This is a genomic window from Azospirillum sp. FG154 (assembly GCF_057809575.1).
Genome location: NZ_JBMDKF010000039.1, coordinates 1 through 24,119, shown reverse-complemented (window position 1 = coordinate 24,119; position 24,119 = coordinate 1). Strand labels below are relative to the sequence as shown.

General features: G+C 68.4%; 21 protein-coding genes and 1 tRNA gene. 18 read left to right on the top strand and 4 right to left on the bottom strand.

Going from position 1 to position 24,119, the window contains the following annotated elements:
• Window positions 1-181: 181 nt before the first annotated feature.
• Window positions 182-730 carry a Spy/CpxP family protein refolding chaperone gene (locus ACODS4_RS26640; RefSeq protein WP_488868692.1) on the top strand — a complete coding sequence of 183 codons (549 nt, stop codon included), beginning with the start codon at window positions 182-184 and terminating at the stop codon, window positions 728-730.
• Between the two features lie 171 nt (window positions 731-901).
• On the opposite strand, the gene ACODS4_RS26635 is transcribed toward ACODS4_RS26640, so the two are convergent.
• The gene (locus ACODS4_RS26635) at window positions 902-1,957 is read right to left on the bottom strand and encodes a GSU2403 family nucleotidyltransferase fold protein (RefSeq protein ID WP_488868691.1); all 1,056 of its coding nucleotides are present in this window, start codon (window positions 1,955-1,957) and stop codon (window positions 902-904) included.
• Between the two features lie 98 nt (window positions 1,958-2,055).
• Complete coding sequence (locus tag ACODS4_RS26630) at window positions 2,056-3,075, bottom strand: NAD(P)/FAD-dependent oxidoreductase (protein WP_488868690.1); 1,020 nt, start codon at window positions 3,073-3,075, stop codon at window positions 2,056-2,058.
• Between the two features lie 244 nt (window positions 3,076-3,319).
• On the opposite strand from ACODS4_RS26630, the gene ACODS4_RS26625 reads away from it, so the two are divergent.
• From ACODS4_RS26625 to ACODS4_RS26550, 16 genes are all read left to right on the top strand, one after another.
• A complete protein-coding gene (locus ACODS4_RS26625) occupies window positions 3,320-3,733 on the top strand; it encodes a hypothetical protein (RefSeq protein WP_488868689.1) in 414 nt (137 codons plus the stop codon).
• Window positions 3,734-3,819: 86 nt separating this feature from the next.
• Window positions 3,820-4,299: a tRNA (adenosine(37)-N6)-threonylcarbamoyltransferase complex ATPase subunit type 1 TsaE gene (gene tsaE, locus ACODS4_RS26620; RefSeq protein ID WP_488868688.1), complete on the top strand. Its 480-nt coding sequence runs from the start codon at window positions 3,820-3,822 to the stop codon at window positions 4,297-4,299.
• The gene (locus ACODS4_RS26615) at window positions 4,299-5,339 is read left to right on the top strand and encodes an aminoglycoside phosphotransferase family protein (protein WP_488868687.1); all 1,041 of its coding nucleotides are present in this window, start codon (window positions 4,299-4,301) and stop codon (window positions 5,337-5,339) included. Before tsaE ends, ACODS4_RS26615 begins: the two co-directional genes overlap by 1 nt.
• Window position 5,340: 1 nt before the next feature.
• On the top strand, window positions 5,341-6,087 hold the full coding sequence (locus ACODS4_RS26610) for a nucleotidyltransferase family protein (RefSeq protein ID WP_488868686.1): 747 nt from the start codon (window positions 5,341-5,343) through the stop codon (window positions 6,085-6,087).
• 40 nt (window positions 6,088-6,127) lie between these two features.
• Window positions 6,128-9,127: a double-strand break repair protein AddB gene (gene addB / locus ACODS4_RS26605; RefSeq protein WP_488868685.1), complete on the top strand. Its 3,000-nt coding sequence runs from the start codon at window positions 6,128-6,130 to the stop codon at window positions 9,125-9,127.
• A 9-nt stretch (window positions 9,128-9,136) separates the two neighbouring features.
• On the top strand, window positions 9,137-9,445 hold the full coding sequence (locus ACODS4_RS26600) for a hypothetical protein (RefSeq protein ID WP_488868684.1): 309 nt from the start codon (window positions 9,137-9,139) through the stop codon (window positions 9,443-9,445).
• Between the two features lie 97 nt (window positions 9,446-9,542).
• On the top strand, window positions 9,543-10,199 hold the full coding sequence (locus ACODS4_RS26595; RefSeq protein WP_488868683.1) for a Fic family protein: 657 nt from the start codon (window positions 9,543-9,545) through the stop codon (window positions 10,197-10,199).
• Between the two features lie 75 nt (window positions 10,200-10,274).
• On the top strand, window positions 10,275-13,784 hold the full coding sequence (gene addA / locus ACODS4_RS26590; protein WP_488868682.1) for a double-strand break repair helicase AddA: 3,510 nt from the start codon (window positions 10,275-10,277) through the stop codon (window positions 13,782-13,784).
• A gap of 146 nt (window positions 13,785-13,930) precedes the next feature.
• Window positions 13,931-14,254, top strand: coding sequence for a thioredoxin TrxA (gene trxA, locus ACODS4_RS26585; RefSeq protein ID WP_488868681.1), 324 nt, complete (start codon window positions 13,931-13,933; stop codon window positions 14,252-14,254).
• A 156-nt stretch (window positions 14,255-14,410) separates the two neighbouring features.
• Entirely contained in the window at window positions 14,411-14,815 is a 405-nt protein-coding gene (locus ACODS4_RS26580) for a hypothetical protein (protein ID WP_488868680.1), read from the top strand.
• Window positions 14,812-16,929 (top strand): tetratricopeptide repeat protein, encoded by a 2,118-nt coding sequence (locus tag ACODS4_RS26575; protein WP_488868679.1) that lies wholly within the window; start codon window positions 14,812-14,814, stop codon window positions 16,927-16,929. The genes ACODS4_RS26580 and ACODS4_RS26575 overlap by 4 nt, the downstream gene beginning before the upstream one ends.
• 174 nt (window positions 16,930-17,103) lie before the next feature.
• Window positions 17,104-17,274: a hypothetical protein gene (locus tag ACODS4_RS26570; RefSeq protein WP_488868678.1), complete on the top strand. Its 171-nt coding sequence runs from the start codon at window positions 17,104-17,106 to the stop codon at window positions 17,272-17,274.
• A 536-nt stretch (window positions 17,275-17,810) separates the two neighbouring features.
• Window positions 17,811-19,307 (top strand): ABC transporter substrate-binding protein, encoded by a 1,497-nt coding sequence (locus tag ACODS4_RS26565; protein ID WP_488868677.1) that lies wholly within the window; start codon window positions 17,811-17,813, stop codon window positions 19,305-19,307.
• A 36-nt stretch (window positions 19,308-19,343) separates the two neighbouring features.
• Window positions 19,344-19,796: a hypothetical protein gene (locus tag ACODS4_RS26560; RefSeq protein ID WP_488868676.1), complete on the top strand. Its 453-nt coding sequence runs from the start codon at window positions 19,344-19,346 to the stop codon at window positions 19,794-19,796.
• On the top strand, window positions 19,736-20,290 hold the full coding sequence (locus ACODS4_RS26555) for an ABC transporter permease (RefSeq protein ID WP_488868675.1): 555 nt from the start codon (window positions 19,736-19,738) through the stop codon (window positions 20,288-20,290). Before ACODS4_RS26560 ends, ACODS4_RS26555 begins: the two co-directional genes overlap by 61 nt.
• A 175-nt stretch (window positions 20,291-20,465) precedes the next feature.
• Complete coding sequence (locus ACODS4_RS26550) at window positions 20,466-21,293, top strand: ABC transporter permease (RefSeq protein WP_488868674.1); 828 nt, start codon at window positions 20,466-20,468, stop codon at window positions 21,291-21,293.
• Window positions 21,294-21,302: 9 nt separating this feature from the next.
• On the opposite strand, the gene ACODS4_RS26545 is transcribed toward ACODS4_RS26550, so the two are convergent.
• Window positions 21,303-22,931, bottom strand: coding sequence for a hypothetical protein (locus ACODS4_RS26545; protein ID WP_488868673.1), 1,629 nt, complete (start codon window positions 22,929-22,931; stop codon window positions 21,303-21,305).
• A 185-nt stretch (window positions 22,932-23,116) separates the two neighbouring features.
• Complete coding sequence (gpt, locus tag ACODS4_RS26540) at window positions 23,117-23,614, bottom strand: xanthine phosphoribosyltransferase (RefSeq protein WP_119831691.1); 498 nt, start codon at window positions 23,612-23,614, stop codon at window positions 23,117-23,119.
• 182 nt (window positions 23,615-23,796) lie between these two features.
• On the opposite strand from gpt, the gene ACODS4_RS26535 reads away from it, so the two are divergent.
• A tRNA-Arg gene (locus ACODS4_RS26535) sits at window positions 23,797-23,873 on the top strand.
• The last annotated feature ends 246 nt before the right edge of the window (window positions 23,874-24,119 follow it).

The following is a 24,119-nucleotide window of genomic DNA, read 5'->3' as shown; positions in this document are numbered from 1 at the left end:
TTCGGTTACGGGAACTCCTGCGGTTACACAGCGTTACCAAATGACCGGGTTGCGGACATCGTTCGGCAACGTCGGGGGCGCATCGTCTGGTCATCGGGAACGCGGCGCCTCACACGGCTTCTCTCGCCGCCCCTCCCTCCGACATCGCTTTTCCATTCGCACTCTCAATGGAGTTCCCACCATGAAACGCGCCCTTCTGACCTCCGCCGTGCTGATCGCTGGCCTCGGCCTGGCCCTGCCGGTCTTCGCCCAGCCCGACCGCGCGCCGGGCATGGGCGGGCCGGGCCAGGGACCGGATCGTCACTTCGGCCGGATGTGCGAGGACCAGGACGCCCATCTGGCGGGCAAGCTGGCCTTCGCCGAAAAGAAGCTGCGGATCACCGACGCGCAGCGCCCGGCTTGGACCAAGTTCGCCGACGCCGCCCGCGCCAGCCTGAAGCCGACGCAGGACCTGTGCGCCAAGTTCAAGGACCAGCCGACGCCGACCGCGCTGCCGCAGCGGCTTGAGCGGATGGAAACCATGATGCAGACGCATCTCCAGCAGCTCCAGGGCGTTCGTCCGGCCCTGACCGACCTGTACGCCCAACTGACGCCGGAGCAGCAGAAGACCGCCGACAGCCTGCTGTCCCATCGCGGCGGGCCGGGCATGGGTGGCCACGGCATGGGCGGCGGCATGGGGCATGGCATGCGTCATGGCGGTCCCGCCGACAAGCCGCAGGACGTCAAATAAAGCGCAGGAGTCGCGCTCAACCCACCGTATCACCCCGTGCAACCAAGGAGACCGACCCCACGCTTCCCCCCTGAGCGGCGGCTGATCCCCAGCCCCCCAAGCAGCCGCCGCCAAGACGCAGGCCGCCGGATCCCCCATCCGGCGGCCTGTCTTGTTGTGGGCAAAAAGCCGTCACCATTTTGGTGTTGGAAAGACGTCGTCGTCTTCGTCGTTGAGGGGCGGCGGTGGGGGGCGCAGCGATGAAGAAACCGCCCGCAGCGGATGGGGCAGGCTGTTGAAGAACACGTCATCCAGCGGGAATTGAGGAAGTTTTTCCATCAAGAGTTCCCGCATCAGATGGGCTTGAGCGACGTCGCGTTGCACTTTCACCGGATCCCGCAACGGGCGCGCGGACAGCCACATCTTGTGAACCATCCAGATTCGGGGATCTGGCGCGGTGATTGGCGCGGGGTATCCATTCACGTCAACCACCAGGGCGTCGATGCGCGGCGCGTTGACCAGCCATTGCAAGCCTTCGATTGGCGATGGAACAAGGTCGCCGTCGGCAAGCTGCGCTCCGGCTTCTTCCTTCCAAGCCGGGTTTGGTTGTGGGCGTATCAAATCCAGCATGAAGCCGTTGCTGTTGGCCATCCGGTACGGATTTCCGGGAAGGATTTCAAAGCTTGGGTCGATGCGCTTGGCCAGTCCGGCGACGGAGCGCTCGGTCTTGTCGGGGATCATGATTCGCAACCGACGGCGGGCGTCGATCAGCAAATCAATGTCTCCTGTGGCCAGCGCGTCGCCAGCCACGGTGACGGCGGCGAGGGCTTCATAGGCGAACAGGGCGTTCGTACCCACGATCCTGATGTGCCCAAGAATCTGCGCATCATCAAGCTTGCGAAGGATTTGCGCGACGATGCGTGGAACACGACCTACACCGGACGCTTTCGCCAAGGCGGCTTGGACATCAAGAGCTTTCGTCTGCCCAGCCAACCGCTCTTTGATCTTTTTGCGCCCCTCCAGGAACGACGCGTGACTGTTTTCTGTTTGTGGGCTTCGGACGCCCAAGCTTTTTTCGGCGGAGCCGATCTTGCGGAACAGATAGTCGGTTCCGTTTTTCTCCCGCCAACGCATGGAGCCTGCGTAGTGTTCGGCTTGCGATTGGGAGAGGCGATACACCTCGTACACCTGACGAAGGTCGACGAAGAGTTTGCGCTGAATATCAGTTAAATCATTATAATAAAACAATTTCCCACTCCATGCGCCAATTTCGGTGCGAGGAGTGGGAAATATATAAATATCAGGTGCTTGGGTCAATTATGCCTTTGGGATGACGCCATCGCCGCTCAGGCGCCCGGCACGCCCTTGGACGTCGAATATTCAAAATGCAGGGCTTCGCCCGGATGGACCATCGGGTGGATGGCGTGGGCGGCCTGGGCCGCTTCGGAGAAGCCGCACAGGATCAGCTTCAGCTTGCCGGGGTAGGTGGCGATGTCGCCGATGGCGAAGACGCCGGGCGCGCTGGTCGCGCAGCCGGGCAGCGACACGGCGATGTGGCTGCGCTCCAGATCCAGGCCCCAATCGGCGATCGGCCCCAGATTCATCGACAGGCCGAAGAAGGCCAGCATGGCGTCGGCGGGAACCGCCTTTTCCACGCCGTCCAGGGTGGCGACGCGCACGGCGGTCAATTGACCGTCGGATCCCTCCAGCCCGGCCAGTTGATAGGGGACCACCATCTCGACCTTGCCCTCGCGGACCAAGGCGTCCAGGCGGGCGACGCTTTCCGGCGCGGCGCGGAATTTGGCGCGGCGGTGGACCAGCGACACTTTTTCCGCGACGTCGGCCAGCGACAGCGCCCAATCGACCGCCGAATCGCCGCCCCCGGCGATGACGACGCGCTTTCCGGCGAAATCCTGGCGGCGGCGCACCATGTAGAAGACCGACGTTCCTTCAAACGACTCCAACCCGTCGAGCGGCGGGCGGTTCGGGCCGAAGGCGCCGCAACCGGCGGCGATGATGACCGCCTGGGCGTCGATCCGCACGCCCTTGTTGGTTTCGACCAGCCAGCGCCCTTCGTCGCTGCGGGTCAGTTTTTCGACCTGTTGGCCCAGATGATAGGTGGGGGCGAAGGGCGCGGCCTGTTCGGCCAGACGGTCGATCAGGGCGGCGGCCTCGATGGCCGGGTGGGCGGGGATGTCGTAGATCGGCTTTTCCGGGTACAGCGCCGTGCATTGGCCGCCGACCATGTCGAGCGCGTCCACCACATGGCAGCGCATTTTCAACATGCCGCATTCAAACACGGCGAACAGCCCGACGGGACCGGCGCCAACAATGACGACATCGGTGCGGTGGACATTCTGCGACATGAAAGCCAGTTCCTTGACATCGGATAGGGGGAGACGACGGTCATCCATTGTCCGATTTTCCAGCGGGGTCAACCCCCGCCGACAGCGCAGGGGCGTCGCGTCTGGCGCGCGCGGCCTGGGGACAACCCTGATTGGGCGGGTTTGGGGGAATTTGACGGAATTCGTCGGTTGCGCGGGGCCGTTTCCCGCCGGAGAATGACGAGGGAGCCGCCGCAATCCGGCCCCGTCCTGGTGGAGGCCATGAATGAGAGAGCTGCGCTGTCTGGTCTTCACCGAACAAGAGGTGGTCAAGGCGATTCTTGACCGCCGCCGCCGGATGAACGAGCCGTTGCCGACCGGCACGGTGGACAAGGTGGTTTATCAAGACAATGAGGGCGTCGAGACGATTCTGACCGTCGTTCATGACGACGGAACGCGGGAAACCCTGACCCTGCCGGAAACGGAGGTGGCCGCCGCCCTGGTCGCCCATTGCATGAACCGGCGCATTCCCCTGCCGGTGGCGTCGGACAAGATGCTCTACATCATCAACGGCGCGCTGACGCTGATGATTACGATGAATTTCAACAAGGCGCCGCGTCTGGTGGTGACGCACGCCGCCCCCGCCGACAGCGGGCCGGAGTTCCGCCCGGCGGCCCGGCGCCGCCGGATCGGCGGCTGAGCCGACGGCCTGATCGGACCGTGTGACGTCGCGCTCCCCGCTTTCCGGCTTGCGGGCGGATGGGCGCTTCGCACAGTATCCGGCCCATGCTGGACTCCGCTTTCACCCTGTCCCTGACCCTTCCCGACGAAACGGCGACCGAGCGTTTGGCCGGGCGCCTTGGCGCGTTGCTGCGTCCGGGCGATCTGGTGGCGCTGCGCGGCGATCTGGGGGCCGGGAAATCCGCCTTTTCCCGCGCGTTGATCCGCAGCGTCACCACGCCGGACGCCGAAGTGCCGTCGCCCACCTTCACCCTGGTGCAGACCTACGACACCGACGTCGGGCCGCTGTGGCATTTCGACCTTTACCGCCTGTCCGGTCCCGACGAGGTGATCGAACTGGGGTGGGACGACGCGCGGGCCGAGGCCGTGGCGCTGGTCGAATGGCCGGATCGGCTGGGGCCGCTGCTGCCCGCCGACCGGGTCGAGCTGGCCTTGAGCTTTGACGGGCCGACGGCGCGCCGCGCGTCTTTGAGCGGGCATGGCGCGCTGGCCGCGCGTCTGGCCGCCGCCGATTGGACGCTGTGATGAGCGACGCTCCAACGGTCCAGGCCGCCGCGCGCGCCGCCGAGATCGCCGCCTTCCTCGCCGCCCACGGCTTGGCCGACGCCGCCCGCGTCCCTTTGGCGGGCGACGCCTCCGCCCGCCGGTACGAGCGGTTGACGCGCCCCGACGGCCGCAGCCTGATTCTGGTCGACACCCCGGTCCCCGCCGAGGATCTGGTTCCTTTCATCGCCATTGGCGGCGTCCTGGACCGTATCGGCCTGTCGGTTCCCGTCATCCACGCGGCGGATTGCGCGCGTGGTCTGGCGGTGCAGGATGATTTTGGAAACGAAACATTCCTTCGCTTGCTGGCCGACGGGGCGGAGGCCGAACCGCTTTACGCCCTGGCGACCGACGCGCTGATCGCCCTGCATCGCTCCTGGCCGGAGGGGGAGGGTGAAAGGCTGGGCCTGCCGCTCTACGACGCCGACCTTTTCATCGAGCAAACCCTGCTGTTCGCCGACAGCTATTGCCCGGCGGCGCTGGGTCGCCCCTTGAGCGCGCAGGATCGTTCCGATTTTGCAACGTCCTGGCGCGCGGTGCTGGAGCCGGTCTGCGCCGGGCCGCGCTCCCTGTTGTTGCGCGATTATCACGTCGAAAATCTGATGCGGCTGCCGCGCCCGGGCGTGCGCGCGGCGGGGTTGATCGACTTTCAGGGGGCCGGGCTTGGCCCGACCGCCTATGATCTGGCCTCGCTGCTGGAGGACGCCCGCCGCGACGTTCCCGCCGCTTTGGCGGACGCGATGACCGCCCGCTATCTCGCCGCCTTCCCGGCGCTGGATCCGGCGGAGTTCCGCCGCGCGCTGGCCGTGCTGGCGGCGGCGCGCCACACCCGGATCATCGCCATTTTCGTTCGTCTGGCGCTGGTCCAGGGCCGCCGCGCCTATCTGTCCCACCTGCCGCGCGTCTGGCGTCTGCTGGAAAACCATCTGGCGAAGCCGGAGCTGGCTCCGGTCGCCGCCTGGTTCGCCCGCCGCCTGCCGCCGGGAACCCGCGCTGATTTTGTCGTTCCGGAGACGACCTGACATGACCACCCCCGTTTCGATTCCGAAAACTGCCATGGTGCTGGCCGCCGGTCTTGGCCTGCGCATGCGCCCGCTGACGCTGGACCGGCCCAAGCCGTTGATCCCGATTTTGGGCAAGCCGCTGCTCGACCACGCGCTCGACCGGCTGGCCGCCTCGGGCGTCGCCACGGCGGTGGTGAACACCCATTATCTGGGCGGCATGATCGTCGATCATCTGGCCGACCGCCGCGCGCCGACCATCGTCGCCTCGCCGGAAAAGCGGATTTTGGAGACCGGCGGCGGAATCAAACACGCCCTGCCGCTGTTGGGCGACGCGCCGATCCTGACGGTGAACGCCGACATCCTGTGGCTGGACGGCCCGACCCCGGCCTTGAAGCGGCTGGCCGCCTTCTGGGATCCCGAGACGATGGACGCCCTGCTGCTGATGATGGCGACGACCAAATCGGCGGGCTATGAGGGGCCGGGCGACTACCACATGGATCCGTTGGGCCGTCTGACCCGGCGCGGCGAGAGCGAGCTGTCGCCCTTCGTCTTCGCCGGGGTGCAGATCGTCAAGCCGGAGCTGTTCGCGCAAGACACCCCCGACGGCGCCTTTTCCACCAACCTGATTTGGGACCGCGCGCAAGAGGCCGGACGTCTGTACGGCGTCGCCCATGACGGCCTGTGGTTCCACATCGGCACGCCGGACGGTTTGACGGAGTGCGAGGAACTGCTGGCCATCGGCGGCGTCCGCGCCGTCGCCCACTGATTCGCCCACGGATTCTGTTCTCAGCCCCGAAGGCTCCCCGATGACCGCCGCCGCGCCCAAGGTCTACAGCATCCCGTCCGGCGCGCCCTTCGTCGATCAGTTGGCGGAGGGCATCGTGGCGCGGGTGGGGGACGACCCGCTGGCGCTGGCCGAGGCGACGGTCCTGCTGCCGACCCGCCGCGCCTGCCGCTCCTTGCAGCAGGCTTTTCTGCGGCGGTCAGGCGGGCAGCCGACTCTGCTGCCGCGCCTCAGCCCGCTGGGGGAATTGGACGCGGGCGACCTCAGCCTGACCGACGAGGAGTTGCCCGGCGTTCCGCTCGACCTGCCGGGGGCGATGTCGGCGCTGAACCGGCAAATGACTCTGGCCCGCCTGATCCTGAGCGCCGAGGGGATGTCGGCGACGACGGCGCAGGCGGTGCGGCTGGGGGCCGATCTGGGGCGGTTGATCGACGCGGTGTGGACCGAGCGGATCGGCTTCGACCGGCTCGACTCCCTGGTCCCCGCCGATTACGCCGAGCATTGGCAAACCACGCTGAAATTCCTGACCATCGTCACCGAGGTCTGGCCCGCCATCCTGGGCGCGACCAACGAATGCGATCCGGCCCGCCGCCGCAATCTGGCGCTGGAAACCCAAGCCGCGCTGTGGCGCGCGGCCCCGCCCCGTGGGCTGGTCATCGCCGCCGGGTCCACCGGCTCGATTCCCGCGGCCACCGATCTGTTGGGGGTCGTCGCCCGGCTGCCGCAAGGCGCGGTGGTGCTGCCCGGCCTGGACCAGCGCGCCGACGAAACCGTCTGGCAGGCCATCGAGGGGGACGAGGCCCACCCCCAGCACGGCCTGTCCCATCTGATCGGCGCCCTGGGCGTGACGCGGGCGGAGGTCCGCCCCTGGACCGACGCGCCGGAACCGCGCGGCGGCCGCGCCCGCCTGATCGCCGAAGCGCTGCGCCCCGCCGCGACGACCGACGGCTGGCGGCAACTGGACGCCGACCAGCCGGAGCGTTCCGAATCGGGTTTTGACGCGGACGCGCTGGACGGCCTGACCCGCATCGACGCCGCCACGTCGGAGGAGGAGGCGCAGGCCATCGCCCTGCTGATGCGCCACGCGCTGGAAACCCCGCAAAAGACGGCGGCGCTCATCACGCTGGACCGCAATCTGGCCCGCCGGGTCGCCATGGCGCTCAGCCGCTGGGGCATCGCGGTCAACGACTCCGGCGGGCAACCGCTGGCCCACACCGCCGTCGGCACCTATCTGCGGATGACGGCGGAGCTGGCGGCGACCCGCGTCCACCCGCTGGCCCTGCTGGCGCTGGCCAAGCACCCGATGGCGGCGGGCGGGCGCGACTCGGCGGATTTCCGCGCCGCCGCCCGCGCGTTGGAGCGGGTGGCCTTGCGCGGCCCCCGCCCGGCGGAGGGGTTCGCCGGGGTGCGCGCCGCGCTCGACCAGGCGGTTCGTTTCGACCATGACGAGCAACCGGCGATCCTGCGCGACTGGCTGGACGATCTGGAACGGCGCGCCGCCCCGTTTCTGGCGGCGATGCGCGGCGAAACGCCCCTGGCCGACCTGCTGCGCGCCCACGTCGCCTTCGCCGAAACGCTGGCCGCCGACCATGAATCCGAAGGACCGCGACGGCTCTGGCGGCAGGAGGACGGGGAGGAGGCCGCCCGCTTCGTCCATGATCTGCTCGACGCCGCCGAAGGCTTTCCCGCCCTGCCCGCCAGCGATTACCCGGCCCTGCTCGACGCGCTGATGAGCGCACGGGCGGTGCGTCCGCGCTTCGGCCTGCACCCGCGCCTGTTCATCCTGGGGCCGATGGAGGCGCGGCTCCAGCATCTCGACCTGACCATTCTGGGCGGCTTGAACGAGGGGACATGGCCGCCCAACCCGGCGGCGGATCCCTGGATGTCGCGCCCGATGCGCCGCGATTTCGGCCTGCCCAGCCCGGAACGGCTGGTCGGCATGTCGGCCCACGACTTCGCCCACGCCTGCGGCGCGCCGGAGGTGGTGTTGACCCGCGCCGCGCGGGTGGACGGCACGCCGACCGTGCCGTCGCGCTGGCTGCTGCGGCTGGAAACCGTCTTGAAGGCGCTGAAACTCAGCGGGCGGATCGAGGAGCGGGGCGCCGGTTGGCTGACCTGGGCGCGGCGGCTGGACGAGCCGGACCGCGTGCAGCCCGTCGCCGCCCCCGAACCGCGCCCGCCGCTGGCCGCCCGCCCGCGCCGCCTGTCGGTGACGGCGGTGGAAACCTGGATGCGCGATCCTTACGCGATCTACGCCCGCTATGTGCTGGGGTTGAGCAAGCTGGATCCCATCGCCGCCGATCCCGGCGCGGCGGATCGCGGCCAGATCATCCACGCCGCGCTTGACGCCTTCGTCCGCGCCTTCCCCGACGCGCTGCCGCCCGACGCGCTGTCCCGGCTGCTCGCCATCGGGGCCGAGGCCTTTGGCCCGCTGCTGCGCGGCCACCCCGACGTCTGGGCCTTCTGGTGGCCGCGTTTCGAGCGGGTCGCCGCCTGGTTCATCGCGCTGGAGCGCGAGCGCCGCCCGCAGTGGCGGACGCTGGCGACCGAGGTGACGGGAAGCTTGATCCTGCCAGGGCCGGGCGGCCCCTTCACCCTGACCGCCAAGGCCGACCGGATTGATCGCGGCCCCGACGGGCTGGTGGTGATCGACTACAAGACCGGCACGCCGCCCTCGACGCGCGAGGTCGCCCTGGGCTTCGCCCCGCAATTGCCGCTGGAAGCCGCGATGGTCGAGGCGGGCGGCTTCCGCGACGTCGCGGCGGGCGCGGTGGCGGAGCTGGCCTTCTGGCGTCTGGCGGGCGGCGACCCGCCGGGCGAGGTCAAGCCGGTCAAGGGCGACCCCGCCGCCCTGGCCGCCGAGGCCCGCGCCGGTCTGGAAGAGCTGATCCGCCAGTTCGACGACCCGGCCACCCCCTACCGCTCCCGCCCGCGCCCGGCCATGGCCCCCCGCTACACCGACTACGCCCACCTCGCCCGCGTTCAGGAATGGTCGCTGGGCGGCGATGGGGATGGGGAGTAGAATGGCGCGATGAAATACGTGGTCAAGGTCAACGCCATCAAGGCGGGCAGACACGGAAAATTCCCGCGAAGCGTCCGCGCGATCGCCAATGACATCGCGAAAAAGCATGGCGTCTCGTACGAGCGAACCTACGCCGACGCTTGGGCGGAGAGCGTCACCCGGCTGGCTGGCGACAAAATCCTGCGCGATGACACGAACGACCTTCTGGTCGCGCTCAAGCGCGCGGGGGCTATAACCGGCTCCCAGATGGTGGCGTTGCTGTCGCGTCATCTGGTCAAGAAAGACAAATACAGTGTTCGATCCATTTTGCGACTTTGAGGTTGCCGGATATCTCAGGAACACGCAGGGTCTCAAAGACGAAAAAATTATCAAGCAGATTGAGCACGAGGTCTTTCGCGCGAACCTCATCGACGCCATGGTTTATCTTTCAAAGATCGACAGCATCGAATACAGGCACTTTCTGAAAGTGCATGAAATCCTGTTTTCTGATTTTTACCCATGGGCCGGTCGGGACCGGGCGGAGGTCGCCCCCACCATCGCGGTGAGGAAAGCGTCCGTGTTGTTCAGCCACCCCAGACACGCCGCCCTGGCCGTTTCAGAAGGTCTGAGAATCGGGCAGTCCGGCGCCATGCGGCGCTCGCTTGGCGAGGTGATGGGGCTGTTCGCCTATGGCCATCCTTTCCTTGACGGAAACGGGCGGACCATGCTGATCGTCCATTCCGAACTGTGCGCCAGGGCCGACTTTTCCGTGAATTGGGGCGACACGTCGAAGGCCGACTATCTCGCCGCCTTGAGCCGCGAAATCGACAGCCCGAAGGACCACGCTCTCGACCAGTATCTTTCGCGGTTTGTCGGGGCGAAGATCCCGCGCGAGCGCTGGTTTGAGAGCATTGCGGCCATCGACGGCCTCGGCGGGGCCGGGGCGCGCGCGTCGGTTGACGCCGCCGATGTCGTGGACGGCGATTACGGCGACGCGGAAATCGCCGCGCGCCACAAGAGGTATGAGGCCCGGCGCGGCGGCGTGATCGCGGCTGACGACGAGTCCGGCGACCCGGCTTTGTCCGCTCCTTGACCGTTTGCGCTTGTCCTGCGGTGGGGATGTGAAGGACGATCCGGCCCGTTCCCGGATCTGGATGCCGAGCCTCCCATGTCGCTGACCGACTCCGCCCCCCGCGTTCTTCCCCCCGATCCCAACGTCGCGCAGCGCCGGGCGTCGAATCCGGCGGCGTCGGTGTGGGTGGGGGCGTCCGCCGGGTCGGGGAAGACGAAGGTTCTGACCGACCGGGTGCTGCGCCAGATGCTGGCCGGAACGCCGCCCGCCCGCATCCTGTGCCTGACCTTCACCAAGGCGGCGGCGGCGGAGATGGCCAACCGGGTCAACCGCACGCTGGGCGATTGGGCGACGCTGCCCGACGACGCGCTGGAGGACCAGCTCGCGGCGCTGTGCGGCGAGCGGCCCAGCCGGGAAACCCGGATCAACGCCCGCCGTCTGTTCGCCCAGGTGGTCGATTGCCCGGGCGGCATGAAGATCCAGACCATCCACGCCTTTTGCCAATCGCTGCTGCGCCGCTTCCCGCTGGAGGCCAAGCTCGCCCCGCATTTCGAGGTGATGGACGACCGCACCGCCGCCGGTCTGCTGACCGAGGCGCGCGACCAGGTGCTGCACGCCGGGCGCATGGCCCCGGACAGCCCGCTGGGCCGGGCGATGGCGCGGCTGACCGCCGATCTGAACGCGGAGGATTTCGCCAGCCTGCTCGCCACCCTGACCAGCGAGCGCGGGCAGTTGCAACGCCTGTCCGGCGTCTTCGCCGGGTTGGACGGCTTGATCGACGCCGTTCACCGCACGCTCGCCGTCGCCCCCGGCACGACGGGATTGTCGGTGCTGGCGGCGGCCTGCGCCGACGACGCGGCGGACGTCCCGGCCTTGCGCGCCGCCTGCGCCGCGCTGGCGACCGGCAGCGCCGCCGATCAAGAGCGCGGGATCGCGATTCAGCGCTGGCTCGACGCCGACGAGTCCCGCCGGATCGCCGGATTCGCCGCCTATCAGCGCCAGTATCTGACGGCGGAGGGAACGCCGCGCAAAACCCTCATCACCCAAAAGGCGGCGAAGGCCGCGCCGCTGGCCCCGGCGGATCTGCTGGAGGAGGCCGAACGGCTGGTCGGCGTCGCCGAGCGGATCAAGGCGGCGGGCGTCGCCGCCTCCACCGCCGCGCTGCTGACGCTGGGCGAAGCGATGCTCGACGCCTACCGGGCGCGCAAGACCGGGCGGGCGCTGCTGGATTACGACGATCTGATTCTGTCGGCCAACCGGCTGCTGCACGGCGACGACGGCGTTCCGGCGACGCCCTGGGTGCTCTACAAGCTCGACGGCGGCCTCGACCACATCCTGATCGACGAGGCGCAGGACACCAACCCCGAGCAATGGACGATCGTCGAGGCGTTGGCCGAGGAGTTCTTCGCCGGGCTGGACGCGCGCGGGGAGGATGGGACGCTGCGCACCGTCTTCGCCGTGGGCGACGAAAAACAGTCGATCTTCAGCTTCCAGCGCGCCGACCCCGCCGAATTCGCCCGGATGCGCCGCCATTTCCAGGAGCGGGCGGAGGCGGCGGATCGGCTGTGGGCGGCGGTCGATCTCGACATTTCCTTTCGCTCCACCGCCGCCGTGCTGGAGGCGGTGGACGCGGTGTTCGCCCTGGACGCGGCGCGCGACGGCGTGGCGTCGGACGCCAGCCCGGTCATTCGCCACCGCGCCTACCGCCAGGGGCAGGGCGGGCGGGTGGAGCTGTGGCCGCCGGTGAAACCCGTTGAGGCGGTGGACAGCCCGGCCTGGGCGCCGCCGGTGGCGCGCGAGGCCGCCGATTCGCCGTCGGCCCGGCTGGCCGCCGTGCTGGCCGGAACCGTCGCCGGTTGGCTGGCGCGCGGCGAGCGGCTGGAGGCCAAGGGCCGCCCGATCCGCCCCGGCGACATCATGGTTCTGGTCCGCCGCCGCACCGATTTCGTCACCGAACTGGTGCGCGCGCTGAAGGAGCGCGGCGTGCCGGTGGCGGGCGTCGACCGCATGGTGCTGACCGAACAATTGGCCGTCATGGATCTGATGGCGCTGGCCGATTTCCTGCTGCTGCCCGACGACGATCTGACGCTGGCCACCCTGCTGAAAGGCCCGCTGATCGGCCTGACGGAGGAGGAGCTGTTCACGCTGTCTCATGGAAGGCGCGGAACGCTGTGGCGGGCGCTGGTGGCGCGGGCGGAGCAGGACGCGGCCTTCCGCCCGGCCCGGCGCTATCTGGGCGATCTGCTGGCCCGCACCGACTTTTCCGCCCCCTACGAGCTGTTCGCCGGGCTGCTGAACCGGCCTTGCCCCGCCGACACCCGGTCGGGCCGCCGCGCCATCCTGAAACGGCTGGGGCCGGACGCGCAGGATCCGTTGGACGAGTTCCTCGCCACCTGTCTGGCGTTCGAGCGCGCCGAGCCGCCCTCCCTGCAAAATTTCCTAGCCTGGATGGCCGCCAGCGAGGCGGAGATCAAGCGCGAGCTGGAGCAGGGCGGCGGCATGGTGCGGATCATGACGGTCCACGGCTCCAAAGGCTTGCAGGCCCCCATCGTCTTCCTGCCCGACACCATGGGCAGCCCGACGCAAAGCCCGGCGATCCTGTGGCCGGACGCGCACTGCCCCGTCCCGCTCTTCGCCGCCCGCCGGTCGCAGGAGGATGGCGTGAGCGCGCAGGCCCGCGCGCGGGCCAACCAGCGGCGCGACCAGGAATACCGCCGCCTGCTCTACGTCGCCCTGACCCGCGCGGAGGACCGCCTCTATGTCTGCGGCTATCAGGGCCGCCGCGAGCCGTCGGAAAGCTGCTGGCACCGCTTGACCGAGGCGGCGCTGCGCACGGTCGGCCAACCGCTGGCCTTCGACACGACCGACCTCGGCCCGCAGGGCTGGAGCGGCGAGGGCTGGCGGCTCGACGGGCCGCAGACCGCGCCGGTCCCCCCGCCGACCGCCGAGGCGGACGCCGCCGCCGATCCCGGCTCCCCCCCCTGGCTGACCGCGCCCGCGCCGACCGAGCCGGAGCCGTCGCGCCCGCTCACCCCCTCGCGCCCGGACGGGGAGGAACCGGCGGTGCGCTCCCCCCTGGGCGACGACGACGGCCAGCGCTTCAAACGCGGCCTGCTGGTCCACCGGCTGTTGCAAACCCTGCCGGAGCTGGAGGAGGGCGCCCGCGCCGCCGCCTGCCATCGCTTTCTGGAGCGCCCGGCCCACAAGCTGGACGCGGCGCAGCGCGCGGCCATCGCGGCGGAGACGTTGGCGGTGTTGAGCCATGCGGACTTCGCGCATCTGTTCGGCGCGGGATCGAAGGCGGAGGTCCCTCTGGTCGGCGTCGTCGGCGGGCGGGCGCTGGCCGGGCGAATCGACCGTCTGGCGGTGCGCGGCGACGCGGTGTGGATCGTCGATTACAAGACCAACCGCCCGCCGCCGCGCGTTTTGGATGATGTTCCATCGGTTTACCGCCGCCAGATGGCCGCCTACCGCGCCGCGCTGCGCGCGGTCTATCCGGGCAAGGACGTGCGTTGCGCGCTGTTGTGGACCGATGGTCCGTTCATCATGGAGCTGCCGCCCGACCTGCTGGACGTGGTGGAATTCGGCCCCGGCGCGGCGGCGTGACCGCCCGGCCCCGGTGTGACAAAATGGGGTCACTTGACCGGCATGGGCGGTACGCCCTACATTTTGCTCAATTCCACAGACAGGGGTGGAGGTCCCGACCCGCGCTCGCGGGATTGCGGCGCCCCTGAATTCAGGCACGAGGTCACATGAGCAGCACCATGAAGGTTACGGACGACAGCTTCGAGCAGGACGTCCTGAAGGCGTCGGGTCCGGTCCTGGTCGATTTCTGGGCGGAATGGTGCGGTCCCTGCAAGATGATCGCCCCGGCGCTGGACGAGCTGGCCGCCGAGAAGCAGGGCGTCGTGACCGTCGTGAAGCTGAACATCGACGAGAACCCCAACACCCCGACCAAATACGGCGTGCGCGGCATTCCGACGCTGATGCTGTTCAAGGACGGCGTCGTCGCCGGCACCAAGATCGGCGCGCTGCCCAAGGGCGCGCTGTTCCAGTGGGTCGAAGGCGCGCTGTAACGCCCTTCCGCATCCCTGCGGGTCCAACAACCCCGTCGCCGCCCGCGACGGGGTTTTTGTTTGCCCGCGCGCCGCGCCGCTTTTCCTCTCCAATCCGCCGCATCTCCCTGCTACGCTTCCACTCCTACGGGAACAAAGCGCGGGGGAAACGCCAGGATGGACGCCGTGACAATCGCCGCTCAAGCCACAACCCTGCTGTCGCCGCTGCTGCCGATGATCGTGGAAGGCGGCGCGAATGAGGTTGGCAAGCTCATCCTCGGCGACGCGCTCACCAAGGCGAAAGCGGTGTTGGGCCTGCTGACCAGCGCGCCCAAAGGCGACACGGTTCTGGCGAAAGCCAAACAGCTTGCCGCGACGCCCGACGACGAAGACGCCCGCAACGAACTCGACGACGCCATCACCGGCCTGCTGAAACGAAACGCCGACCTGCTGGAAAAGGTCGCCGCCGCGTTGGCCGACGGCACGGGCGGCAACACGGTCATCGCGTCGGGGGCCGGGGCTGTGGCGATTGGCGGCAACGCGAACGGCGCGCGAATCACCACCGCCTTGGAGAAAAAATGACACCCCCCGGGAACCGGGTGGAGGTCGGTGGTCAAGGGGCCGTTGGCGTCGGTGGAAACGCCAACAACGCCATCATCAACCCAACATACATCCTCCCCGCCCCAGCCGCCCCGCCCGGCGCCTGCCAACAACTGCCGGGGGATTTGCCGGAGTTCACCGGGCGGGCGGCGGAGTTGGCGGAACTGGCGGCGGCGCTGGACCGCGACGACGGCGCGACGGTGGCGATCACGGCGTTGCGCGGCATGGGCGGGGTGGGCAAGACCACGCTGGCCCAGCACGCCGCCCGGCGACTGACCCAACGTTACCCCGATGGGCAGATCGTCGTCGATCTCAACGGCCATGGCGTCGGCGCCCCCACCGCGCCGCTGGACGCGATGCTGCGGGTCATCCGCGCCTTTCGCCCCGAAACGCCGCCGCTGGACGATGTCGCCCAGGCCCGCGCCATCTACCGCGCCAAGCTGACCGGCAAGCGGGCGTTGATCCTGCTGGACAACGCCGCCGACGCCGACCAGATCCGCGATTTGATCCCGCCGCCCCGCTGCGGCGCCATCATCACCGCGCGGACGCTGGTGCAGCCGCCGGGGTGCCCGCCGCCGCTGACGCTCGGCCTGCTGTCGTTGGACGAGTCGGCGGCCCTGCTGCGACGGTTCGCCCCGAACGCGCCGGGGACGGACGCCGACTGGACCCGCTTGGCCGACCTCTGCGGACGCTTGCCGCTGGCCCTGCGCGTCGCCGGATCGACGCTGGCCGCCGCCGACGATCTGACCTTGCCCGACTATCTCATCGAATTGGCGGACGAGGCCGCCCGCCCGCAACGGCTGACCATCGACGGCGACGCCAGCGCCAACGTCGCCGCCGTGCTGAACCACAGCCTGCGCCGCCTGATCGACCAGGATCCCGCCCTGGCCGCCCGCTGGCAAATCCTGAGCGTCACCCCCGCCGATTTCGACCGCGCCACGGCGGCGGCGCTGTGGGAAATCGCCGAAACGGACGCCGCGCCGACGCTGCGCGCCCTGCTTGCCCGCTCCCTGCTGCTGTTCGACAAGGACACGAGCCGCTACCGCCTGCACGATTTGATGCGCGCGCTGGCCCGCAACCTGTTCGCCGCAGAACCCACCCAAGACCCCGCGCCGGGAACCACCGCCCGCCTCGCGGCGGCGGAGGGCCGCTTTGCAGCGCATTTTATCGGGGTGTTGAAGGAGGCGAACGACCTCTATCTGAGCGGTCAAGACGGAGTGGTCGTTGGGTTAGCCCGTTACGACGCCGAGTCCAGCAACATCGCTACCGCCGTTGCCTGGGCCATTGACCGAACGGAAAGCGACCCAATGGCGCAACAGGTCGCCGCCCGGCTGCCCGGTGCCGGGCCGGATGTTCTTAGCCTGCGTTTGCCTCATCGAAAACTCATCGTTTGGTTGACCGCCGCCGCTGCCGCTGCGCACCAAATATGTGATCTAAGTCTTGCCGCGAGCCACCTTGGCAATTTGGGCTTAGCCTACGCTGCATCAGGCGACATACAACGCGCAATTGGGTTTTATAAGTCGGCTCTCGTGATCTTCCGCAAGATTGGAGATCGGAAACACGAGGGAATTATCCTCGGCAATTTAGGCGTCTCCAGCCTCACTTTGGGCAAGGTACGACGAGCTATCAAGCTTCACCAACAAGCCCTCATTATTTTCCGCAGGACCAAGGCTCGGCGCTGCGAGGGAGCTAGTCTTGCTAATTTGGGCATCGCCTATGCCGACTTAGGTGAAACACGACGCGCCATTAACTTTCACCAACAGGCACTCGTTATCATCCGGGAGATCGGAGACCGACGCGGAGAGGGACAGGCCCTCAATAATCTGGGCAGCGCGCACACCATTTTAGGCGAGACGCAGCGCGCCTCCGAGTTTTACATCAAAGCTCTCTCCATCGCGCTGGAGATCGGGGACTGGTACGGAGCGGGCTGCCGCCTCGGCAATCTTGCATGCTTGCATGCCGAATTGGGTGATGCTGCCACAGCAATTGCCACCGCTGAACGGGCGTTGGCAATCTTTGTCGCCATCGAAAGCCCGCATGCGGAGACCGCGCGTCAGCAACTCGCCCGCCTGCGCGGGGCGGCAGCGGGCGTCTGAGGGACGGCGCGTTCCACTGCGTCCTCGCTTCCTCTCCTGAGGACAGGGAACCGACGGACAAAGGTCGGGCGAGCGCCGGGGGTGCCCGTCGGCGCAAGGCTGTCGTGAGACTTTGAGCGCCGCCGCCGACGTCCGGCAGGGCGATCCTCATTCTAACCGGAAGGACGCCACAGCATGACGACTACGATCCCGTTTGACGACATCCTCGCCGCGATGTCCAAGGACGAGCGCGCCGCTGTGGACGCGCGGGCGTCCGAACTGCTGGCCGAAATCGACGGGCTGGCGCAACCCCAGCCCCCCACCGATGTTCACCGCGCCGTTGCCGGAGGTTGCGCGGCGAGTTAGGAATGATAGCCCAATTTCTCACGGTTTCCCCATGCCCCACGCCCCCAGCCCGCCCACTGTCCCAAGGTTGGCCGCCTTTGGCGTTGAACTGGCCCTCTCCCTTTGGGAGAGGGAAGGGACCCGCCGCGAAGCGGTGGGAAGGGTGAGGGGTGATCCAAGGAACCGACAGTTTTGGTCTCTTGGGCAACCCCTCACCCTCCCCACTTTGTGGGTCCCCTCCCTCTCCCAAAGGGAGAGGGCAGCGGCCTGGATTGAACAGGTGAACAGGGCCGGGAAAACTGTTTCACAGCGTTTCAAACGTTCCATTCGCCCGCCGCAGCGCCCCGGCGTCCATCGCGCCGAAACCAGCGCAACCCATTGCGATCATTTAGAAAATCGCCGTTCGCCGCCGGATCGGCCGCCGCGACGCCGCCGACCGCCCCTGTTTCATCCGTCGCGCGCCCTGTTTCATCGGCGCCCGCCCGCCCGCGCCGACTTGCGCTTGGTCGCGCTGCGCCGCATCATCGCGGCAACGAACAAACGGGGGAGTGATCGCCATGATGATGAACCGCGCGCGGCGCCTGGCCGTGGCCACGGGGGTTTTCGCGCTGGCCCTGGTTGGCGGGGGCGCCGCCTGGGCGCAGGCCCGCACGGATCTGGTGGTCGGCATGCAGTTGGAGCCGCCGCACCTCGACCCCACCGCCGGGGCCGCCGCCGCCATCAAGGAAGTCACCTACGCCAATCTGTTTGAATCGCTGGTCCGCGTCGATTCCAGCGGCGCGCTGGTTCCCGGTCTGGCCGAAGGCTGGACGGTGGCGGACGACGGCAAGACCTACCGCTTCACCCTGCGCCCCAACGCCAAATTCCACGATGGCGCGCCGGGCGACGCGGCGGCGGTGAAATTCTCGCTGGACCGGGCGCGCGGGGCGGACTCGGTCAACGGGCAGAAGGGCTATTTCGCCGCCATCGCCTCGGTCGAAACGCCCGATCCGCGAACGGTGGTCGTCACCCTGTCGCGGCCCGACGGGCTGTTCCTCTTCCACATGGCGGCGGGCGACGCCGCCATCGTGTCGCCGACCAGCGCGGCGACCAACAAGCAAAAGCCGATCGGCACCGGCCCCTTCAAATTCGACCGCTGGGCGGCGGGCGACCGTGTCGTGCTGACCCGCAACCCGGACTATGACGGGCCGAAACCGGCGCTGGAGCGGGTGTCCTTCCGCTTCATCAGCGACGCGGCGGCGCAAATCGCCTCGCTGAAGGCGGGGGACGTCGACGCCTTCGTCCAGTTCAACGCGTTCGAGGCGCTGGGCGAATTCCGCAACGACCCGAAATTCGCCGTCACCGTCGGCACGACGGAGGGCGAAACCCTGCTCTCCACCAACAACGCCCGCAAACCCTTCGACGATGTGCGGGTGCGCCGCGCCATGGCCCACGCCATCGACCGCAAGACGTTGATCGACGGGGTTCTCTACGGCAACGGCGTTCCCATCGGCAGCCATTTTCCGCCGCACCGCGCCGGTTACGTCGATCTGACCGGCCTGTACCCCTATGACCCGGCCAAGGCGAAGGCGCTGTTGGCGGAGGCGGGCTATCCGAACGGCTTCGACGCCACCCTGCGCCTGCCGCCGCCGCCCTACGCCCGGCGCGGCGGCGAGCTGGTCGCCGCGCTGCTGGCCGAGGTGGGAATCCGGTTGACCATCGAGCCGATGGAATGGGCGTCCTGGCTGGAGACAGTGTTCAAGGGCAAGGATTACGACCTGACCATGATCGCCCACACCGAGCCGCTGGACATCGACGTCTACGCCCGCGATTCCTACTACTTCAACTACCGCAGCCCGGCGTTCGTCCGGCTGGAGGAGGAGCTGAACCGCACCCAGGATCCGGCGGCGCGCAACGCGCTTTATGGCCAGCAACAGCGGCTGTTGGCCGAGGACGCGGTCAACGGCTTCCTGTTCATGCTGCCGTCCGTCACCGTGCAGAACGCGAAGATCAGCGGCCTGTGGGTCAACCGCCCGATCCAGGCCAACGACGTCACCGGCGTGACGTGGAAATGAGGGGGCGGTGATCGGGAAAGCGGGAGGGATCGCGGCGTGCTGGCCTTCGCCCTGCGCCGGTCGCTGACTCTGGCGCTGACGGCGTGGCTGGCGACCATCGTCGTCTTCGCCGTGCTGGAGCTTGTGCCGGGCGATCCGGCCCAGTTGATGCTGGGCGTCAACGCGCAGGCCGACACGCTGGCCGCCCTGCGCGCCCAGATGGGCTTGGACCGCCCGCCGGTCGAACGCTATCTGCGCTGGGTCGGCGGGCTGCTGCGCGGCGATCTCGGCGTCAGCCTGACCTACGCCCGGCCCGTCGCCGATCTGGTGGCGGAGCGGCTGGCGGTGACTCTGCCGCTGGCGCTGCTGTCCCTGGCGCTGAGCACGGCGGCGGCGTTCCGCTGGGGCTGCTGGCGGCGGCGCGGCGCGGGCGCGGCGGCGATTGGGCGGTGCTGGGCTTCGCGCAAATCGGCGTGGCGCTGCCCAGCTTTTGGATCGCCATTCTGTTGATCCTGGTCTTTTCCGTCACGCTCGGCTGGTTTCCCGCCGGGGGCTTTCCGGGGTGGCAGGCCGGGGCGCTGCCCGCGCTGCGCGCCCTGACCCTGCCCGCGCTGGCGCTGGCGATTCCCGAGGCGGCGATTCTGGCCCGCGTCACCCGCACGGCGATCCTCGACACGCTGGGGGAGGACCACATCCGCACCGCGCGGGCCAAGGGCGTCGGGCGAACGGCGGTTCTGCTGCGCCACGCCCTGCCCAACGCGCTGCTGCCGGTGGCGACGGTGCTGGGGCTGCAACTGTCCTTTCTGGTCGCCGGGGCGGTGGTGGTGGAGAATGTCTTCACCCTGCCGGGGCTGGGGCGGCTGCTCTATCAGGCCATCGGCCAGCGGGATTTGATCGTGGTTCAGGGGGTGGTCACGCTGCTGGCGGTTTTCGTCGTGCTGGTCAACGCCCTGGTGGACGTCGCCTGCGCGGCGGCGGATCCCCGGCCCAAGGTGGCGTCGTGAGGCGGCGGCGCCGCTGCGGCCCTCTCCCGTCTCGGGAGAGGGAGGGGACCCACGCAGCGCGTGGGGAGGGTGAGGGGTTCGCCAAGGGGCGCGCCGTGATCCTTGCAGCCCCCTCACCCGGCGCTTCGCGCCACCCTCTCCCGATTCGGGAGAGGGAAAAAGGGGGCATTCCCTCATGAGGAGGCGGCTTCCCTGGTCCTTCTGGTTGGGGCTGGCCCTGGTCGGGCTGCTGCTGGCGGCGGCGCTGCTGTCGCTGCTGTGGACGCCCTTTCCGGTCGGTGCGGTGCGGGTGGTCGCCCGGCTGCGCCCGCCGGGGGGCGCCAACTGGTTGGGCACCGACCATTTCGGGCGCGACGTGCTGTCGCTGCTGATGGTCGGCGCCCGCAACTCGCTGGCCGTCGCGGCGGCGGCGGTCGGGCTGGGGGCGGCGCTGGGCGTGCCGCTGGGCTTGGCGGCGGCGGCGCTGGGGCGTTGGGGGGACGAGCTGGTGGCGCGGCTGGGCGATCTGGTCTTCGCCTTTCCCGCCGTGCTGTCGGCCATTCTGCTGACCGCCGTTCTGGGGGCGGGGGCGGTCAACGTCGTGGTCGCGCTGGGGCTGTTCAACGCCGCCGTGCTGGCGCGGGTGACGCGCGGCGCGGCCCTGGCGGTGTGGCGGCGGGAGTTCGTCCGCGCCGCGCTGGCGCTGGGGCGCGGGCCGCTGTCCGTCACGCTGGTCCATGTGTTGCCCAACGTGCTGGGCGTGGTGGTGGTGCAGACGACGGTTCTGTTCGCCGTCGCCATCGTCAACGAGGCGGCGCTCAGCTACCTCGGCCTTGGGATTCAGCCGCCCAACCCAAGCTGGGGCAAGATGCTGGGCGACGCGCAAACCCACCTGTTCACCGCGCCCTTGCAGGCGGTGTTTCCGGGACTCGCCATCGCGCTCAGCGTGCTGGGCTTGACCCTGTTGGGCGACGGCCTGCGCGACTGGCTCGACCCGCGCCATCGCTCGTCCGGATTGCTTTAGCGGATTGCCTTAGCTGGCGGCGCGGCTGGCGCGGTCGGACAGCTCGATCAGGTCCATCAACTCGTTGCTTTTCCAATAGCGCGACTTGCCGACCTCGGCGCGGGCGGTGGCGACCAGATCGTCGATGATCGCCTGCTCTTCGGGGCTGCGGTCGCGGACCCGCTCCAGCCGATGCGACAGCAGCGTCGTCATGTTCTGGCTGAAGGTGGGAATCCAGGCGCTGACCCGCTGGCCGAACACGCCGCTCAGCTCGTTGACGCGCAGCAGATGCTCCATCCGTTCGTCCAGCGAGTCGTTCTCCTCGAACTTCATCGCCTTTTCGACGTTGGCGCGCATCTCCTCCAGCAGGGTGTCGCGCCATTTGACCAGATCATAGGTCTCGAAACCGAAATCCCGCGTCATGCTTTGCCAGCGCCACAGCAGACGGTCCAGCCACACCACGTCGGCGTGGTCGATCACGGGCTGACGCCGCGCCGCCGCCGCTTGGCCCGACCGCTCCATCGCCACCGCCGCGACCCGCGCGCCGATGATCTTGCTGGCGTTGCTCCAGGCGTTGCGGAAGGCTGGTTCGCTGCGGCGGTCTTCCATCAGGCCAGCGGTGGCGGCGGCGTGGCTCAACTCGACCAACCGTTCGGTCAGCGCTTCCAACCGTGCCTTTTCCTTGGCGCTGGGGCGGATGGCCGATCCGGGAACCCGCTCGTTCAGCTTCAGGATGACGTTCAGCGCCGCCGTCAGGGCGCGGGTGACGCCGATGAAATGGCCGGTCAACGCCGCCGTCACCGCGTCGCCGCGTCCAGGATCGACGCCGCTCTGCCGGATGTACAGGGCGATGACGGCGTAATTGCGGTGGACGGACAGCACCGACAGCGGCAGCAGATTGGCCGCCTCGTCGCCGCAGCGTTCGCGCAGCGCCTCCGTGGCGTCGATCAGAGCGTCCGCCTTGCGGTTGTGTTCGGCCTCGCTGGCGTGGGGGCTGGCGGCGAAGCCGTCCAACCGTTCGGCGACCAGCTTCATTGGCCCGTCCGACCCGGTCAGGATGGCGTGCATCAGGCGCAGCGTGCCGATCTCGACCGGCGGGGTTTTTTCCAGGAAGCCCGACATCAGGCGGGTGCGGCGGGGCCGGTTGCGCGACAGGGCGGCCAGAGCCTCGTCGGTCGTCTTCTTTGCGGCGAGCAGCGTGTCGAGATGCTTGATCGCCGCCACCCGCATCCGTTCGCGCAAGACCATGGCGACCGGCGATTTCAGCACGCGGTCGATGACCTCGCCGCGCGCCATTTCGTCGAGCAGCTCTTGCGCCTCCACCGCCAACAGGGGGAAGGAGTCACGGCTCAACAGTTCCCACAAGGCTCCGGCGTCAACCCGTTGGACCATGCCGGGGATGGCGACGCCGGAATGGTAGAGCACGTCGTCGTCGATCAGGAAGGTTTCAAACAGGTTGGTGAACAGGCGGCGGGCGCGGTTGGTGCGCTGGCGGTTCAGAAACTCAATGACGTATTGGCGGACCAACTGGACGCGGTCGGTCGGCTCGCCGTCCATCCCCTCGATTTCGCTCAAGAGACTGTAGACAAGGCTGGACGGCAGGCGGTTGACCAACTCGTCGATCTTGCCGCGCAACGGGTCTGGAGGGGCGTCGGTCATACGCGGGGCGTCACGCAAGGAATAAGGAGGGGCTGAAAACGGTTTCGACCGGCCCAGTGGGGCGCCGGGCGCGGTACAGCCGATGTAACGATGGCGGTGGTTAATTTTGGCGTAACGAATCGAGGCCCGTCGATCAGGGTTAGCCCCCTTCGGGTGGGCCAGCCCTGATGCGGCTCGTGGCGCGATCAGCCGTTGTTGCGCTGCTTGGCGATCGGTTGGGAAAATTGCAGTTCGATGTCCCAGGGGAAGTGAATCCAGGTGTCCTGGCTGACCTCGGTGATGAAGGTGTCGACCAGCGGGCGCCCGGCGGGCTTGGCGTAGACGGTGGCGAAATGCGCCTTGGGCAGCATCTTGCGCACGATCACCGCCGTCTTTCCGGTGTCCACCAGATCGTCAATGATGAGCCAGCCCTCGCCATCCCCGGCGTTGGAGCCTTCGGTCCCCTTCAGGACCATCGCCTCACGCTGGTTCTGGTGGTCGTAGCTGGACACGCAAACGGTGTCGATCATGCGGATTTCCAGCTCGCGCGCGATGATCGCGGCGGGCACCAGACCACCGCGCGTGATGGCGATGATGCCCTTCCACGGGCCTTTGTCGATCAAACGCCAAGCCAGCGCCTTGGCGTTGCGGTGCATTTCTTCCCAGGACACCGGGAAATGCTTGTTGAAGGGGGCTTCGGCCACGGGATGGACACTCCAAAAACAGGTGAACCCTGTATATCGCAGGCGGGCGGGGCGGGCAATCCAGGCGGCGGTCACGAAAATGGACAAAAAAAGCTCTTGCGGGTCGGACGGCTTTTGAGTAGGTTGCGCGCCTCGACGCCGACGGCCTCCGCCGACGTTGGGACGTGTGATGGTTCAGGTATGCGCCCGTAGCTCAGCTGGATAGAGCATCAGACTACGAATCTGAGGGTCAGGAGTTCGAATCTCTTCGGGCGCGCCACCTGAAACACTCCGCACACGACGACAAGGCCGCCTTTGGGCGGCCTTCGTTGTTTTGAGAGAGAGTTTCGCGTGTTGGCGGCGTCTGTCGTCGGTGACGAAATTCTTTCAGAGAAGGGCTTGCGCGGCCCGATGGATTTGAGTAGGTTGCGCGCCTCGACGCCGACGGCGTTCGAGACACGGTTGGACAAGGCGCCCGTAGCTCAGCTGGATAGAGCATCAGACTACGAATCTGAGGGTCAGGAGT